Source organism: Plantactinospora soyae (assembly GCF_014874095.1).
GTDB lineage: Bacteria > Actinomycetota > Actinomycetes > Mycobacteriales > Micromonosporaceae > Plantactinospora > Plantactinospora soyae.
Map to the genome: position 1 here is coordinate 3,803,009 of NZ_JADBEB010000001.1, position 15,684 is coordinate 3,818,692.

At 72.2% G+C, this 15,684-nt stretch carries 15 protein-coding genes; 8 read left to right on the forward strand and 7 right to left on the reverse strand.

Annotation, left to right across the window (positions count from 1 at the left end; translation table 11 throughout):
- Positions 1-47: 47 nt before the first annotated feature.
- From leuC to H4W31_RS16980, 3 genes are all read left to right on the forward strand, one after another.
- On the forward strand, positions 48-1,502 hold the full coding sequence (leuC, locus tag H4W31_RS16970) for a 3-isopropylmalate dehydratase large subunit (protein WP_192767546.1): 1,455 nt from the start codon (positions 48-50) through the stop codon (positions 1,500-1,502).
- Positions 1,503-1,517: 15 nt separating this feature from the next.
- Positions 1,518-2,105, forward strand: coding sequence for a 3-isopropylmalate dehydratase small subunit (gene leuD, locus H4W31_RS16975; protein ID WP_192767547.1), 588 nt, complete (start codon positions 1,518-1,520; stop codon positions 2,103-2,105).
- A 174-nt stretch (positions 2,106-2,279) separates the two neighbouring features.
- Positions 2,280-2,855: an HU family DNA-binding protein gene (locus H4W31_RS16980; RefSeq protein ID WP_192767548.1), complete on the forward strand. Its 576-nt coding sequence runs from the start codon at positions 2,280-2,282 to the stop codon at positions 2,853-2,855.
- Positions 2,856-3,040: 185 nt separating this feature from the next.
- On the opposite strand, the gene H4W31_RS16985 is transcribed toward H4W31_RS16980, so the two are convergent.
- The 5 genes from H4W31_RS16985 to cofC form a co-directional block, all read right to left on the reverse strand.
- Positions 3,041-3,961 carry an NUDIX domain-containing protein gene (locus tag H4W31_RS16985; RefSeq protein ID WP_192767549.1) on the reverse strand — a complete coding sequence of 307 codons (921 nt, stop codon included), beginning with the start codon at positions 3,959-3,961 and terminating at the stop codon, positions 3,041-3,043.
- Positions 3,958-5,487: a CYTH and CHAD domain-containing protein gene (locus H4W31_RS16990; RefSeq protein WP_192767550.1), complete on the reverse strand. Its 1,530-nt coding sequence runs from the start codon at positions 5,485-5,487 to the stop codon at positions 3,958-3,960. Before H4W31_RS16990 ends, H4W31_RS16985 begins: the two co-directional genes overlap by 4 nt.
- A 56-nt stretch (positions 5,488-5,543) precedes the next feature.
- On the reverse strand, positions 5,544-7,700 hold the full coding sequence (locus tag H4W31_RS16995; protein WP_192772167.1) for an RNA degradosome polyphosphate kinase: 2,157 nt from the start codon (positions 7,698-7,700) through the stop codon (positions 5,544-5,546).
- Positions 7,701-8,138: 438 nt separating this feature from the next.
- Positions 8,139-8,336 carry a cold-shock protein gene (locus H4W31_RS17000; RefSeq protein WP_192767551.1) on the reverse strand — a complete coding sequence of 66 codons (198 nt, stop codon included), beginning with the start codon at positions 8,334-8,336 and terminating at the stop codon, positions 8,139-8,141.
- Positions 8,337-8,381: 45 nt separating this feature from the next.
- Complete coding sequence (cofC, locus tag H4W31_RS17005; RefSeq protein WP_192767552.1) at positions 8,382-9,029, reverse strand: 2-phospho-L-lactate guanylyltransferase; 648 nt, start codon at positions 9,027-9,029, stop codon at positions 8,382-8,384.
- Between the two features lie 272 nt (positions 9,030-9,301).
- Here cofC and H4W31_RS17010 point away from each other — a divergent pair, with 272 nt between their 5' ends.
- From H4W31_RS17010 to H4W31_RS17030, 5 genes are all read left to right on the forward strand, one after another.
- The gene (locus tag H4W31_RS17010) at positions 9,302-10,063 is read left to right on the forward strand and encodes a lysophospholipid acyltransferase family protein (RefSeq protein ID WP_192767553.1); all 762 of its coding nucleotides are present in this window, start codon (positions 9,302-9,304) and stop codon (positions 10,061-10,063) included.
- A gap of 64 nt (positions 10,064-10,127) precedes the next feature.
- Positions 10,128-11,123 (forward strand): NAD(P)H-dependent glycerol-3-phosphate dehydrogenase, encoded by a 996-nt coding sequence (locus tag H4W31_RS17015; RefSeq protein ID WP_192767554.1) that lies wholly within the window; start codon positions 10,128-10,130, stop codon positions 11,121-11,123.
- A complete protein-coding gene (locus H4W31_RS17020; RefSeq protein ID WP_192767555.1) occupies positions 11,120-12,292 on the forward strand; it encodes a cystathionine gamma-lyase in 1,173 nt (390 codons plus the stop codon). The genes H4W31_RS17015 and H4W31_RS17020 overlap by 4 nt, the downstream gene beginning before the upstream one ends.
- 32 nt (positions 12,293-12,324) lie before the next feature.
- A complete protein-coding gene (locus tag H4W31_RS17025; protein ID WP_192767556.1) occupies positions 12,325-12,873 on the forward strand; it encodes a hypothetical protein in 549 nt (182 codons plus the stop codon).
- A 133-nt stretch (positions 12,874-13,006) separates the two neighbouring features.
- The gene (locus tag H4W31_RS17030) at positions 13,007-13,591 is read left to right on the forward strand and encodes a hypothetical protein (protein ID WP_192767557.1); all 585 of its coding nucleotides are present in this window, start codon (positions 13,007-13,009) and stop codon (positions 13,589-13,591) included.
- Between the two features lie 43 nt (positions 13,592-13,634).
- Here the strand turns inward: H4W31_RS17030 and H4W31_RS17035 are convergent, their stop codons facing one another.
- Together H4W31_RS17035 and H4W31_RS17040 are read right to left on the reverse strand one after the other, a co-directional pair.
- A complete protein-coding gene (locus tag H4W31_RS17035; RefSeq protein WP_192767558.1) occupies positions 13,635-14,297 on the reverse strand; it encodes a response regulator in 663 nt (220 codons plus the stop codon).
- Positions 14,294-15,655 carry a sensor histidine kinase gene (locus H4W31_RS17040; RefSeq protein WP_192767559.1) on the reverse strand — a complete coding sequence of 454 codons (1,362 nt, stop codon included), beginning with the start codon at positions 15,653-15,655 and terminating at the stop codon, positions 14,294-14,296. The genes H4W31_RS17035 and H4W31_RS17040 overlap by 4 nt, the downstream gene beginning before the upstream one ends.
- Between the last annotated feature and the right edge of the window lie 29 nt (positions 15,656-15,684).

Here is a 15,684-nt window from a genome sequence, read left to right on the forward strand (position 1 = left end):
TGTGTCCCACAAGCCGAAACCTACCTCCCAGAATTTAGGATGTCCAGATGGTGGGAGTCACTCCAGAGCCGTCCTCGCCCAGGACCTTGGCCGAGAAGGTCTGGGATGCTCACGTGGTGCGATCCGCTGACGGTGAGCCGGATCTGCTCTATATCGACCTGCACCTGTTGCATGAGGTGACCAGTCCGCAGGCGTTCGACGGGCTGAGATTGGCCGGTCGACCGGTCCGTCGCCCGGATCTCACGCTCGCGACCGAGGACCACAACACCCCGACCGGGTACGACGATCCGGCGTTCCGGTCCCGGCGAGGTGACCTGCTCACCATCGCCGACCCGACCTCCCGGACCCAGATCGAGACGCTGCGCCGCAACTGCGCGGAGTTCGGTCTCCGGCTGCACCCGCTCGGCGACGAGAACCAGGGCATCGTGCACGTGATCGGGCCACAACTCGGACTGACCCAGCCCGGCCTGACCATCGTCTGCGGTGACTCACACACCGCCACCCACGGCGCGTTCGGCGCCCTAGCGTTCGGGATCGGGACCAGTGAGGTCGAACACGTCCTCGCGACCCAGACCCTGCCGCAGGGCCGCCCGAAGACGATGGCGGTCACGGTGACCGGCGAACTGGCCCCCGGAGTCACCGCCAAGGACCTGGTCCTGGCGCTGATCGCCCAGGTGGGCACCGGCGGCGGTCGCGGCCACATCGTGGAGTACCGGGGCGAGGCGATCAGCCGGCTCTCCATGGAGGGCCGGATGACCATCGCCAACATGTCCATCGAGTGGGGCGCCAAGGCCGGCATGATCGCGCCGGACGAGACCACCTTCGCGTACCTCAAGGGCCGTCCGAACGCCCCGCAGGGCGCGGACTGGGACGCGGCGCTGGAGTACTGGCGGACGCTGCCCACCGACCCGGGCGCGACGTTCGACAGCGAGGTGGTGCTCGACGCCAGCCGGATCAGCCCGTTCGTCACCTGGGGCACCAACCCCGGACAGGGCACCGCGCTGAGTGCGGCCGTACCGGATCCCGAGGAGTTCGTCACCGACGCCGAGCAGACGGCCGCGCGGCGGGCCCTGGAGTACATGGACCTCAAGCCCGGCACCCGGATGCGAGACGTGCCGGTGGACGTGGTCTTCGTCGGCTCGTGCACCAACGGACGGCTGGAGGACCTGCGGGCCGCCGCCGAGGTCCTGCGCGGGCACAAGGTGGCCGACGGGGTACGGATGCTGGTCGTGCCGGGTTCCGCCGCCGTCCGCGAGGCGGCCGAGCACGAGGGCCTGGACCAGGTCTTCACCGCTGCGGGTGCGGAGTGGCGGTTCGCCGGCTGCTCGATGTGCCTCGGCATGAACCCGGACACCCTCAAGCCGGGCCAGCGCTCGGCCTCGACCTCCAACCGCAACTTCGAGGGCCGGCAGGGCCGGGGTGGCCGTACCCATCTGGTCTCGCCCCCGGTCGCCGCGGCCACCGCCGTCGTCGGCCGACTGGCCGCTCCCGCCGACCTCTGAAGGGGCCGACCTGACATGGACAAGTTCACCGTGCACACCGGTACGGCGGTTCCGCTGCGCCGGTCCAACGTGGATACCGATCAGATCATCCCCGCCGTGTACCTCAAGCGGGTGACCCGGACGGGCTTCGCCGACGGTCTCTTCAGCGCCTGGCGGGAGGATCCGGCATTCGTTCTCAACGATTCCTCATATTCCGGCGCGTCGATTCTGGTGGCGGGCCCGGAGTTCGGCACGGGGTCGTCCCGCGAGCACGCGGTCTGGGCTCTCCGTGACTGGGGGTTCCGGGCCGTGATCGCTCCCCGCTTCGGTGACATCTTCCGGGGGAACTCGCTCAAGGAAGGTCTCCTGCCGGTCGAGCTGGAATTGAAGGCCGTCGAGGCATTGTGGGAGTTGGTGGAGTCCGACCCGACCGTGCGGATCGATGTTGATCTGACCGCCCGGGAGGTCCGGGCCGGTGACGACACCTGGTCCTTCCCCCTCGACGACTTCAGCCGTTGGCGGCTCATGGAGGGCTTGGACGACATTGGACTGACCCTCCGGCATGAGGCGGACATCACCGCGTACGAGGGGCGCCGCTCACCCTTCCGGCCCGTGGTGGCATAGGCCGAACGCTCGACCACACAGTCGTTTTCGCCCCCGTCGGTTCGCCCGGCGGGGGCGAATCCGTTGCGACACAATGGGTTTTTTCGAGCAGATGTTTGTGTCCTGGTGGCACAGGGCATACCGTGCGCGCAGAATGGCTCGCGTTGAGTCCAGTTGCACATTGGGAGGGAAGTCGTGAACAAGGCCGAGCTCATCGAGGCTCTTGCCGCGCGTCTGGGTGACCGGAAGGCGGCGACGTCGGCGCTCGACGCGGTCCTCGCGGAGGTCCAGGCGGCGGTCACCAAGGGGGATCGGGTGGCCATCACCGGGTTCGGGGTGTTCGAAAAGCGCGTGCGCGGTGCTCGAACAGCCCGCAACCCTCGCACCGGCGAGTCGGTGAAGGTGAAGAAGACATCGGTTCCGGCCTTCAGGCCGGGCGCCGGATTCAAGGAGATGGTGGCCAGCGGCAAGGCCCCGAAGAACACGGTCGCGGCGAAGAAGACCGCCACGGCCACGACGGCGAAGTCGACCGTCGCCAAGAAGACCACGACCAAGAAGGCGGCGCCGGCGAAGGCGACCGCCACCAAGGCCGCGGCGAGCAAGAAGACGGCTCCGGCGAAGAAGGCGACCACCGTCAAGAAGGCCAGTACGGCCAAGAAGACGACGGCGGCGAAGAAGACGACGGCAGCCAAGAGCACTTCCACCCGCGCAACGGCGGCGAAGAAGACCACCGCCAAGAAGGCTCCGGCCAAGAAGGCCGCGAAGCGCTGACTTGGGCACCGCGAGGGCGTCTCCGGCTCGGCCGGAGGCGCCCTTCGTGCTGTCCGTCGGGGTTGAAGGCGTACTGCCTGGGGGCGGTAGGGGTGCTCAGCGGGCCCTGGGCGGCCTGGAAACCCCGTTGCCCGGTAATCCGTACCCTCCGGGCGGCTGTACCCGCAGAATCGCCGCTACGCAGGTCAGGAGACCGCAGCGGTGAGCCGGTCCGCGCCGTCCAGCCGGCTGGCGGCGACCAACCGGTCGGCGGCGAACGCGAGGAGCCAGCCGGTGCCCTTCGCGGTCTGGAAGTCCTGCGCCCGCCCGGTCGGATTCGTCGGGGCGGCCAGCCGGGCCAACGCCTCCGGAATCACCTTGCCCTGACTGCACACCGCCGCCGAGGTGCCGGTACGGGCCAGGTCGAGCAGCGCACCGGCCGCGGCGAGCGCGTTCTCCACCGCGTCCTGCCCCGGGGCCGGCTCGGCGAAGAGGGAATCGACCTCGACCGGCCGGTCGAGCAACTCGGCCAGCGGCTGGAGCGTCTGTACGCACCGCCGGGGCGCCGCCGAGAGCAGGCGTACCGGGCGGACGAGCGCGAGGAGTTCGGCCAGGGCGTGGGCCTGCTCCCGGCCGGCGGTGTCCAGCGGACGCGCGGTGTCCGGCCCGGACCAGGTGCCCCGTTTGCCGGCCGGCGCGTGCCGGACCAGTCCCACCATCGCGGTCACCGGCGGCAGGGCGGCGAAGTTCCCGAGCACCGTCACGTCGTGCGGATAGCTGAGCAGTCCGGTGGCGTCGCCCAGTGGCAGCCAGCGCACGTCGTCGACCTCGGTCTGCGGCTGGAAGCCACCCGAGCCGGCGGCCCGCATCGACCAGAACTCGACCACCTTCGGCGCACCGTCGCGCATCAGGTAGTGCACCGGCGGCAGCCGTACCTGCGGCACTCCGCGTACGTCGGCCTCCTCGGCGACCTCGCGTACCGCCGCGGTCAGCGGATGTTCCCCCGGATCCAGCTTGCCCTTGGGCAGCGACCAGTCGTCGTACCGGGGACGGTGTACGACACACACCTCCACGACGTCGTCGGACCGCCGCCAGACCACGCCACCCGCTGCCCGTACCGGAGTCATCGCAGCCAGGCCGTCCGGCGTTTGCGTGCCGCCCGGTCCCAGGCGGCGGGGAAGGCGGCCCGGGCGGCGTGCACGCTGGCCCGCTCCCGTTCGAAGAGCCGCCCGGCGGTGACCGCCGTGACGTGGTCGCTCCGTTCCAGTTCGGCGATCGACAGCCAGGTCTGCGCGGCGATCGCCGCGTCCTGGTGCTCGCCGAGCAGGTCCTGCACCTTCGCCAGAGCGCGGGCGAGCTTCGCCGCCTCGCCGCCGAGTACCCCGGCGACGGCGTCGACGGCGTACCGGGCCCGCTTGCCGTTGATCCGGACCGCGTGCCAGCGCTCGTCCGGTGCCGCCGGGTCGAGGTCGGCGGCACCGTCGACCTCGTCGTCGCCGTCGGTCAACCGGTGCCAGGGCCGGGCCACCAGCCGGGGCAGGACCTCGGTCGCGGGTCGTCCGGCCCGGCCGGTCAACTGCGGCGTCCGGGCGGCGTCCACCAGCGCCTCGACCAGGGCGAGGTAACGCGCCGAGCCGAGCGCCTCGTCGACGGCGGCCAGCGCCGCCTCGTGCCGGGTGGCGAGCACCTGGTCGATCCGGGCCACCGCCGCCGGATCGAGCGGGCTGACCGGGTCGGCCGCCGCCGTGCGCGACAGCCGGGCCCGCAGCACCTCGGCGTCGCGGGCCTGCCCGAGTACCCCGGCGAGCCACTTCAACTCGTCCCGCAGCGGCCGGGTCCAGGACTTGCGGACCAGCGGCCCGAACGTCCGCAGGTCGCTGCGGAGCCGTCGACAGCCGACCCGCATCTGGTGTACGGCGGTGTCGTCGTCGCCGACCGGTGCCCGGAGCCGGACCAGCGGATCGTGTCCGAGTAACCGGCCCGTGCTGCGGCGGATGGCGGCGACGACCACGTCTCCGGCGCTCGGCTCGGCGGGCAGTTCGCCCGGGGCGACCAGTTCCGGCTCGCCCTCGGCCGCCGCGCCGAGTGCCCGGACGTGCTTCGGGGTGAAGCCCCCGGCCTGGGCACCGGCGGCGGTGAGTATCGACTCCACCCGGTCGAGCAGCTCCCGCTCGCCGAGTTTGCGCTCCACCTCGATCTCGCGGAACGTCGTCCGGATCCGCTTGCCGTCCAGCACCGACACCGCGTCGTCGGCGAGTTCCACCAGTACCCGGCCTGCGTCGTCGCGCAGCTCGTACGCCCGGCGGACGGTCTGTACGACCGCCGCCGGGGTCAGCTCGACTCCTCGGGAGTACGCCGTGACGAGTGCGACGAGGTCGGCCGGCGGCGCCTTCGGTCGGCCCTTGCGGGAGATCTCGTGCCGTACCCCGGGACTGTCCGCGGGCAGTTTGACCGTCCAGGGGAGGGCGTCGCCCCGGCGGTGCCGCAGCGAGACACCGGCCCGGGCCAGGCGCAGGTCGGCGGTGTCGAGATAGGTCGCGGTGAGGGTCACCGGGGGCAGCTCGACCAGCCGGCCACCGGCCGGTACGGCATCGGACAGATCGGGCAGGAGGAACTCCTGGCCCACCTCGTACTTGCGCTCCTCCTCCAGCATCGGGCCAGCCTAGTCCGCAGATCCGGGGCCGCCACCGCCTCGACGGGGCACCCGGTTCACTTGGCGCGCCCGGAGAACCGGCGCAGCAGCGCCTCCTGGAGGTGGATCATCGGCCGGTCCGGGCTGCCGGTGCGGCGGGTCCAACTGCCGTCCCCGGCCAGCTCGAACGCGTCGATCTGGTCACCCATCGAGATCGTCAGCAGCTCGTCGAGCTCGGCTCGGGCGACCGGATCGGCGACCTGCACGAGCGCCTCCACCCGGCGGTCGAGGTTGCGGTGCATCAGGTCGGCCGAACCGATCCAGAACTCGACGCCGTCGTCCGGGCCGCCACTGCCGAACCGGAACACCCGGGAGTGTTCGAGGAACCGGCCCAGGATCGACCGCACCCGGATGTTCTCCGACAGCCCCGGTACACCCGGCCGGAGCGTGCACATCCCCCGGATCAGCAGGTCGACGTGCACCCCGGCCCGCGACGCCCGGTAGAGCGCGTCGACGATCGCCTCGTCCACCAGCGAGTTGACCTTGAACTGGACCAGACCCGGTACGCCCCGCTCGACCTGCCCGATCTCCCGCTCGATCCGTTCGATCAGGCCGCTCCGGATGCCCTGCGGCGCCACCAGCAACCGCCGGTACGAGGTCTGCCGGCTGTACCCGGTCAGCACGTTGAACAGGTCGGTGAGGTCGGCGCCCACCTCCGGGTCGGCCGTGAGCATGCCGAAGTCCTCGTAGAGCCGAGCGGTCTTCGGGTGGTAGTTGCCGGTGCCGATGTGGCAGTAGCGGCGGATCTGGTTGCCCTCCCGCCGGACCACCAGGGCGGTCTTGCAGTGCGTCTTGAGCCCGACCAGGCCGTAGACCACGTGGCAGCCGGCCCGCTCCAGCACCCGGGCCCAGCCGATGTTGGCCACCTCGTCGAACCGGGCCTTGATCTCCACCAGCACCACCACCTGCTTGCCGGCGGCGGCGGCGTCGATCAGCGCGTCCACGATCGGGGAGTCGCCGCTGGTCCGGTAGAGGGTCTGCTTGATGGCCAGCACGTTCGGGTCGGCGGCGGCCTGCTCGATGAACCGCTGCACGCTGGTGGAGAACGAGTGGTACGGGTGGTGCAGCAGGACGTCGCCGTCGCGCAGGGTGGCGAAGACGCTGCGCGGCACCTCGCCCTCGACCAGCCGGGGATGGGTGGCCGGCACGAACGGCGGATACTTCAGATCGGGCCGGTCGCACTCGTTGTAGACCTGCCACAGCGACGACAGGTCGAGCAGCGCCGGCACCCGCAGCACGTCCTGGCTGTCCATGTCGAGTTCCCGGACCAGCAGGTCGAGGACGTGGTCGGAGACCGAGGCGGCCACCTCCAGGCGTACCGGCGGGCCGAACCGGCGCCGGGCCAGCTCCCGCTCCAGGGCCTGGAGCAGGTCCTCGTCGCGGTCCTCGTCGACCTCCACCTCGGCGTTGCGGGTGATCCGGAACAGGTGGCACTCGACCACCTGCATGCCGGAGAAGAGCTGGTCGAGGTGGACCGCGATCAGGTCCTCCAGCGGCAGGAACCGGCTACCCGGGGCGTCCCGCTCGACCCGGACGAACCGCGGCACGTTGTTGGGCACCTTGACCCGGGCGAAGAGTTCCGAACCGGCGTCGGAGTCGCGGACCACCACGGCGAGGTTGAGCGATCGGCTGGAGATGTACGGGAACGGGTGCGCCGGGTCGACGGCGAGCGGGGTGAGCACCGGAAAGATCTGCTCCCGGAAGTACGTCCGCAGCCGCTGCCGCTCCGGGGCGGGCAGGTCGTCCCAGTGGACCAGACCGATGTTCTCGGCGGCGAGCTTGGGCATCACCTCGTCGACGAAGCAGCGGGAGTGCCGCGCCACCAGGTCGGCGGCGGTCTCCGAGACCAGTTGGAGCTGGGTACGCAGCGGCATCTGGTCGCCGCCCCGGACCGGCAGTCCGGCCGAGAGCCGGCGTTGCATGCCGGCGACCCGGACCATGTAGAACTCGTCGAGGTTGTTGGCGAAGATGGCCAGGAACTTGGCCCGCTCCAGCAGCGGGGTGTCCGGGTCCTCGGCCAGGGCCAGCACCCGGGCGTTGAAATCCAGCCAGGACAGCTCCCGGTTCAGGAACCGGTCCGGCGGCAGAGGTTCCGCCGAGGCCGGTGGCGGCGGGCCGGGATCGGCCGGCGGCATCGCCGCGCCGGAGCGGGCGGGTATGCCGCTGGCCGGCATCGGGCTGTCCGGTCCGGTGGCGGGGCTGCCCCGGCGTCCCCGTTCCGGGTTGTCCGGTCCGGTGGCCGGCGTCCGGTCCGTCCCACCGGCCGCCCCGCGAGCCGAATCCGCCGCCTGGTCCGGTTCGGCCGCCGGGGAATCGGAAGTCGGACCGTCCGGCTGGCCGGCCGGGGCCGACCCGTTCCGTCCGGTCGCCAGCTTGCCGGTGGCGTTGCCGTCCGCGGCGCGTGCCGGCCGGGACTTCGTCGCTCGACGCGGTTCGGCGGATCGGCCGGGGGCGGCGCGGCGCGGTTCGGCCGCCGCATCGGAGCCGGTGGCGCGCTCGGTGGAGCCGGATCGCGATTGACGCTCGGACTGGGGGCGACGGGACGGCGGGGTGCTCACCTCCCCATCATTCCCCGGGGGCGGTGAACGGAAAATGAACTTGCCCCCACCGGATCACTGGAAGGTGGGCAGCGTTATCCGAACCAGCGTTCCGGCCGCGTCGTGTTCGAGGCGTACCCGTTGACCCAGCCGGAGCAGCCGCAGGCCGGAGGCGTCGAACGCGGCGGCCGGGAAGGTGACCGTGGCCCCGTCATCGAGCAGCAGCGTGCCGGTCCGGGTCTCCGGGTCGTAGGTGGCCACCGTGCCCTGCATGCCCAGCACCGTACACCGGGTGTCGGGGCTGGTGCTCCGGACCGGTCAGCGATCGGCTCCGGCCGGCGCGGACCGCCGGGTCAGCTCCGCGGTGCGCCGGCCGAGGCCGAGGGTCGTGGCGGCGAGCAGGTCCGCCGGGGTGTCGACGTCCCGGCGCAGCGTCGGCCAGGCGGCGGTGAGCGGTACGGCACCGGAGGCCGCGTGCGCCGCCGCCGAACCCGGGCCGAACCGGGGATCCAGCGCAACTCCGGCAGGGGCGGTGAGCAGGACCGTGCCGGTACCGGGGGCGTCGGCGACGAACCGGCGTACGCCGGGCGGACCGCTCTCGGCGCCCCGCAACGCCTCGGCCAACTCGACCGGACGCAGGGCCGGCAGGTCCGCGGTGAGCGCGGCGACCCAGCCGTCGGCGACCAGTGCGGCGCCCCCACCGAACGCGGGATTGAGCCCGCTTTCCGGCGGTTCCGCCACGATCCGGGCACCGAGTCGCCCCAGCACCCGGGTGACCTCGGGATCGTCGGTCACCACCAGCAGTTCACCCACCGGGGCGCAGGCCAGTACGGCGCCGACGGTGTCCTCGGCCAGCGCCAGGGCGAGCCGTTCGTGTGGTACCCCGTCGAGCGCGCCCCGCAGCCGGCTCTTCGCCGATTCGAGGCGCTTGACCGGCACGACCACCGTCCAGTTCCGCTCACCCACGCGGCAATCCTGCCAGCCGGCCGGTGTCGACCGCTGCGCGGCGTCGGTGGGACCGGTGGCACCCCTGGCTGGCCGTACCCAGGGCGAGCAGGCATGATTTCGCTGCGGGCGGCGGCATCCCCCACGGGTCGGCGGCGCTCCGCCGGCGGTGTCAGGTCGCCGAGGGCCGTGGGCACGGGCGCGGGTGGCGGCGATCGCTCCACCGGTGGCGCCCGGTGCCCGGCGGCGCCTCGGGCGGGCCGGGCCAGGGTTGGGGACGACAAGGAGGCACAGTGGCACGGCGCAGGCTGGGGTTCTGGCGACGGTTTGCCGTGAGCGTGGTCAAGCCGACGATGGCCGGGTGGACGCGGCGCACCTGGAGCGGCATGGAGCACCTGCCCGCCTCCGGAGGCGTGATCATCGTGCCGAACCACCTCTCCCACGCCGATCCGCTGGTTTCGGCGCACTACATCTACGACGCCGGTCGCTGGCCCCGGTACCTCGGCAAGGCGAGCGTGTTCCGGGTGCCGCTGGTGGGGCGGATCCTGTTGAAGTGCCAGCAGATTCCGGTCGAGCGGGGCACGGTCGACGCGGCCCGGTCGCTGGAGACGCTGGTCAGCGCGGTCCGGGACGGCGGTGCGGTGGTGATCTACCCCGAGGGCACCACCACCCGGGAGCCCGACCTGTGGCCGATGCGTGGCAAGACCGGAGCGGCGCGGTTGGCCCTGGCCACCGGGGCTCCGGTGATCCCGGTGGCGATGTGGGGACCGGAGAAGATCTTCGATCCGCGAACGAAGAAGCTCAGTTTCCGGCCCCAGATCCCGGTCACCGTGATGGCCGGCCCGCCGGTGGACCTGCGCCGCTGGGCCGGTGCCACGCCCAGCCGGGCGGTGCTGGACGAGATGACCGACGCGATCATGTTGCGGCTGCGGGACATGCTTGCCGAGATCCGGGGCGGAACGCCGCCGCCGCTCTGGTCGGCACAGGCGAACCGCCGCGCCGACGAGTCGACCGGGCAGGCCAATCCGGCCCCGCCGGCCGGAGATCCGGCATGAACGGACGTCGTGGGCGAATCGGCCGGCCGGGTTCTGACGGTGCCGGGCGCGGCGGGGTGACGGCATGACCCACGTCGTGGTGCTCGGCGCCGGCTCCTGGGGTACGGCGTTCGCGAAGGTGCTCGCCGACGCCGGCCGGGACGTGGTCGTCTGGGCCCGCCGGCCCGAGGTGGCGGAGGCGATCCGGTCCACCCGGACCAATCCCGACTACCTGCCGCAACTGCGGTTGCCGGCGGGGGTGCGGGCCACCACCGACGCCGCCGAGGCGATCTCCGGCTCCGATCTCGTCGTGCTGGCCGTGCCGGCGCAGACCCTGCGGGGCAACCTGGCGGAGTGGGCCCGGCACCTCGAACCCGACTCGACGCTGGTCTCCCTGATGAAGGGCATCGAGTTGGGTACCACGAAGCGGATGAGCGAGGTGATCGTGGAGACCGCCGGGGTCGCCGCCGACCGGGTCGCGGTCGTCTCCGGCCCCAACCTGGCCGCCGAGATCGGCAGTGAACAGCCGGCGGCGACCGTGGTCGCCTGTACCGACACGGATCGGGCGACCGAGGTGCAGAACTCCGTCAACACGCCGTACTTCCGGCCGTACACCAACGACGACGTGATCGGCACCGAACTGGGCGGGGCGGTGAAGAACGTGATCGCGTTGGCGTACGGGATCACCACCGCGATGGGGCTCGGCGACAACACCCGGGCGACCCTGATCACCCGCGGGCTGGCCGAGACGGCCCGGCTCGGGGTGGCCCTGGGCGCCGACCCGCTCACCTTCGCCGGACTGGCCGGGCTCGGCGACCTCGTCGCCACCTGCTCCTCGCCGTTGTCCCGCAACCGCACCTTCGGCGAGCGGCTGGGCCGGGGGGAGACCCTGGAGCAGGCCCAGGCGGCGACCCGGCAGACGGCCGAGGGCGTGAAGAGCTGCCTGGCGATCCGGGACCTGTCCCGGGCGCACGGGGTGGAGATGCCGATCACCGAGCAGGTCGAGCGGGTCTGTCACGAGGGTGCCGACCCGCACACCGCGATGGCGGTGCTGATGAGTCGCAAGCCGAGGCCGGAGTGACCGGGGCGGCGCACGGCCCGCCCGACCTCTCCGGGTACGGCGACGGCACCCGGTGCGTACACGCGGGTCTGCCGGAGCCGGTGCCGGGGGAGCCGTTCCTGCCCGGTCCGGTCTTCGCCGCGCCCTACCATCTCGATCCGGCGGCCGAGCCGTACGCGACGACCCCGAACGGGTACGGGCGACCGGACAACCCGACCCGGCGTGGGCTGGAGGCGGCGATCGGCGAGCTGGAGGGTGGAGACTGTCTCGCCTTCGCCAGCGGGCAGGCCGCGATCACCGCCGTACTGCTCTCGGTGCTCCGCCCCGGTGACAGGGTGCTGCTTCCCACCGACGGCTACTTCCCGGTTCGGGCCTTCGCCACGGAGACGCTGGCCGGTCTCGGGGTACGCGTCGACTTCGTACCGACCGCCGGGCCGTATCCGGCGCTCGACGGCGTACGACTGGTGCTGGTCGAGACGCCGGCCAATCCGGGCCTGGACGTCTGCGACGTGGCCGAACTGGCGGAGCGGGCGCATGCCGCCGGCGCACTGCTCGCGGTCGACAACACCACCGCCACGCCGCTCGGGCAGCAACCGCTGGACCTGGGGGCCGACCTGGTGGTCGCGTCCGGTACGAAGGCGCTGACCGGGCACTCCGACCTGCTTCTCGGGTACGTGGCCAGCCGGAACGCCGAACTGCTCGACGCTGTCCGGGCCTGGCGGACCACCACCGGATCGATCCCCGGTGCCTTCGACGCGTGGCTGGCACACCGGTCACTGGCCACCCTGGATCTGAGGTTGGCCCGGCAGAGCGCCAACGCGGCGGCGGTGGCGGTGGCACTCCGGGACCGGTCCGACGTCCGGGGCGTACGGTGGCCCGGGCTGCCCGACGATCCGGCGTACCCGGTGGCCAGTCGGCAGCTTCGGCGGGTGCCCGGAATCGTGTCGTTCGACCTCGGCGACGCCGGGCGGGTGGCGCGGTTCCTGACCGCCAGCCGGTTGGTCTTCGCGGCGACCTCCTTCGGCGGCCTGCACACCAGCGCCGACCGGCGGGCCCAGTGGGGTGACGACGTTCCCGCCGGCTTCGTCCGGTTCTCCTGCGGGGTCGAGGACACCGCGGACCTGCTCGCCGACCTGCACGCGGCACTGGACGCGGCCGACGGACGACAGCGGACCGACCCCCGCCAGTGAGTACGCCGCAGAGCGGCGGGTATCCCGCGCCCATGGCGCAATACACGAAGCCCGAGCTACGGGAAAAGCTCAAGGAAGAGATCAAGGCGTCCGACCGGGGCGGCAGACCGGGACAGTGGTCGGCGCGCAAGTCACAGCTTCTCACCCAGGAATATAAGAAAAACGGCGGCGGCTATCAGGGCCCCAAGGACGACCGTCAGAAGTCCCTGCAGCACTGGGGCGACCAGAAGTGGCGGAACAGGCAGGGCACCACCCGGGCGCGGCACGACGGCGAAACCGACCGTTACCTCCCCGACAAGGCATGGAACCAACTCTCTGCCGAGCAGCAGCGCGACACCGACGCCAAGAAGCGCAGAGAGTCGAAGTCCGGCAAGCAGTACGTCGCCAACACCGGGCCGGCCAAACGTGCGCGCCGCGACTCCACGACCGTGCCGCTCACCGAGATGCCGGTCGCCGAGGCGACCCGACACGTCCGCGGCCTCAACGCCAATCAGCTCAAGGCGGCGCTGCGCGCGGAACGCGCCGGAAAGGGCCGCAAGACGCTCATCCAGCGTCTGGAGGCGGCACTCGACCGCCACTGACCAGAACGGGGTGCCCAGATCCGCGCTGGCCTTTGGGCCGGGCGCGTGGCCGGCGCCTCGTCGCTGCGACGGGAGCCCACAGTCCGCCAGCGACGGCGGGAACCGGTGCCGAGGCTGGTGACTCGGTTCGGCTGTGCGGACAACACAGCGGGCCCTGCCCGTCCTCGTCGCGATCGGTCTGCTGGCCGCCACCGGATGCACCGGCCCGGAGCCGGCGGGACCCGCGTCCGGCACCCCGACCGGTGTCGCCGGGCCGACCTCCACGGCCATCCCGGGGCGTACGCCGACCGGCCCGGTCCCGGCCGGGGCGAGCCTGGTCTCCTGCGCACACGTCATCGACCACCTCGACGCGCCGCCGGCGGACCGGGTGGTGGTGGCCGAGGTCGTCGCCGTACCGGTGGGGCTGTTGGAGGTCCATCCGGCCGGGAAGGCGGGTCCGGCCCGGTTCTTCGCCAAGACCGGCATGGTGGTGCGGGCCGACTCGACCGTGGATCTGTCGGTGCCGGCGGGCTCGGCCGGCAGGACCGTGATCGGCTGGGGCAGTCCGGCAGAGCCCGCACGCCAGGTGCGTCTTCCGGGCTGCCCGGATCGGACCGGCTGGGTGGCGTTCGCGGGCGGCTTCTGGCTCGACGAGCCGGCCTGTGTCCCGTTGACGGTCCGGTCCAACGGGCGGGACGAGCGGGTCCGGATGGCGATCGGGGTCGACTGCCCGCAGTGAGCACCGCTGCGGCAGCCGCACAGGTGGTGACGGGTCGACATAGTCACCGAGAGCCGGCGCGCACCAGCCCGCACTCGTACGCGTAGACGACCGCCTGGACGCGGTCACGCAGACCCAGCTTGGCCAGGACGCGGCTGACGTAGGTCTTGACGGTGCCCTCGGAGATGTACATCCGGCCGGCGATCTCGGCGTTCGACAGTCCCCGGGCGACGAGGCCGAGCACCTCGCGCTCGCGTCCGGTGAGAGAGTCGAGCGCGGCGGCGGCGGCCCCCGGGGATCCGGCACTGGCGTAGCGCTCCAGAAGCCGGCGGGTGACGCTCGGCGCCACCACCGCGTCACCGCGCGCCACGACCCGGATGGCGGACAGCAGGTCCGGGGCGAGGGTGTCCTTGAGCAGGAAGCCACTCGCCCCGGCCTGGACGGCGGCGAAGACGTACTCGTCGAGGTCGAACGTCGTCAGGATCAACACCCGGGTGTCGGGCGCGGCGCCGTCCACGCAGATCCGTCGGGTCGCGGAAACCCCGTCGAGTTCCGGCATGCGTACGTCCATCAGCACGACGTCGGGACACAGGTCGAGGGCGATCGCCACCGCCTGGGCACCGTTCCCGGCCTCCCCGACCACCCGCATGTCGTCCGCGTTCTCCAGGATCATCCGGAAGCCGGTGCGGACCAGCGACTGATCGTCGGCCAGCAGTACGTCGATCATGACTGTTGACCTCGCAGTGGCAGTACCGCCCGGACCTGGAAACCAGCGGACGCCCGCCGTCCGGCCTCGAACGACCCGCCGAGGAGGCGGATCCGCTCCCGCATGCCGCGCAGCCCGTTGCCGCCGCTGCTGGCGCCCTTGAGCCGGAGGTCGCCCGGCCCGTCATCGGTGACCTCGACCTCGACGTGCGCGTCGGTATAGGAGACGACGACCTCGGCCCGGGCGGCGGGACCGGCATGCTTCATCGCGTTGGTCAACGCCTCTTGGACGATCCGGTACGCGGACAGATCCACAGTGGTGGACAGCGGTACCGGTTCGCCGACGATCTTCAGCCGCACCGGGGTTCCCGCCTCACGCACCTGGGTGAGCAGTGCGGGTAGCGCGGCCAGCCCCGGTTGCGGGCGCCAGGCGTCGTCTGTCTGGTCCACCGTGGCGAGCACCTGGCGCATGTCGGTGAGGGAGTCCCGGCCCGTCTTGACGATCGCCTCCAGCGCCCTGCGGGTGTCGGCGGGGCGGTTGTCCAGCGCGGCAGCGGCACCCTGCGCCTGGATCACCATCACCGACAGGCCGTGCGCCACGACGTCGTGCAGTTCGCGACTGAGTCGGCTCCGCTCGGCCGCCACCGCCAGCGCCGACTGCTGGTCCCGCTGGCGTTCCAGGTCGGCGGCGTGGGCGTGCAGTTCGTCGAGGTGGGCCCGCCGGCTGCGCGCGCCGGACCCGATCGCCCACGACGCGATCAGCGTCACCATGAGCGCCGGCAGGTCGTTCCAGGCGATGCCCGAGATGTGCCGTACCGCGACGCCGACCGGCGCGGGAGCGGGTGGGGGTTCTTCGTGGCGTGGCGGTACGTCCTGGGGTGGGGGTAGCTCCTTGCGCGGAGGTACTTCCTGGAGCGGGCGTCGCACCTCGCGCTGCGATGTCCGCGCCAGCGGGTCGATCTGGGTGACGGCGAACGTGCTGGAGGCGGCGGCGATCGCCAGCATGGCAGCCAGTGCCGCGACGGAGATCGCCCGCGGGTACCGGACCGCCACGGTGGCGAGCAGGATCGGTGCGCTCAGGTCGATGACCGTTACCGGTACCAGCAGGGCCAGATGGACCACGACGGTGCCGGTACACAACACGAGCATCGGCAGTGGCCAGCGACGGCGCATCGCGATGCCGACCGCGGCGACCACCGTCGCGGCCCACCACATCGCCGAGCTGTCGTCCGGCGGAGCGCTGTCGGAGGACTTGGCCAGCCCGTCCACCGGGGTGCCGAGCAGCACGCAGAGCAGCAGTACCGCCGCCGCGAGCGCCGCGTCCTGCGCGGCGGGACTGCGGGCCAGTGTGCGGACGCTACCCGCCGGATGTTCAGCCATGTCGATCGCAGCTTACGGAACCACCACCT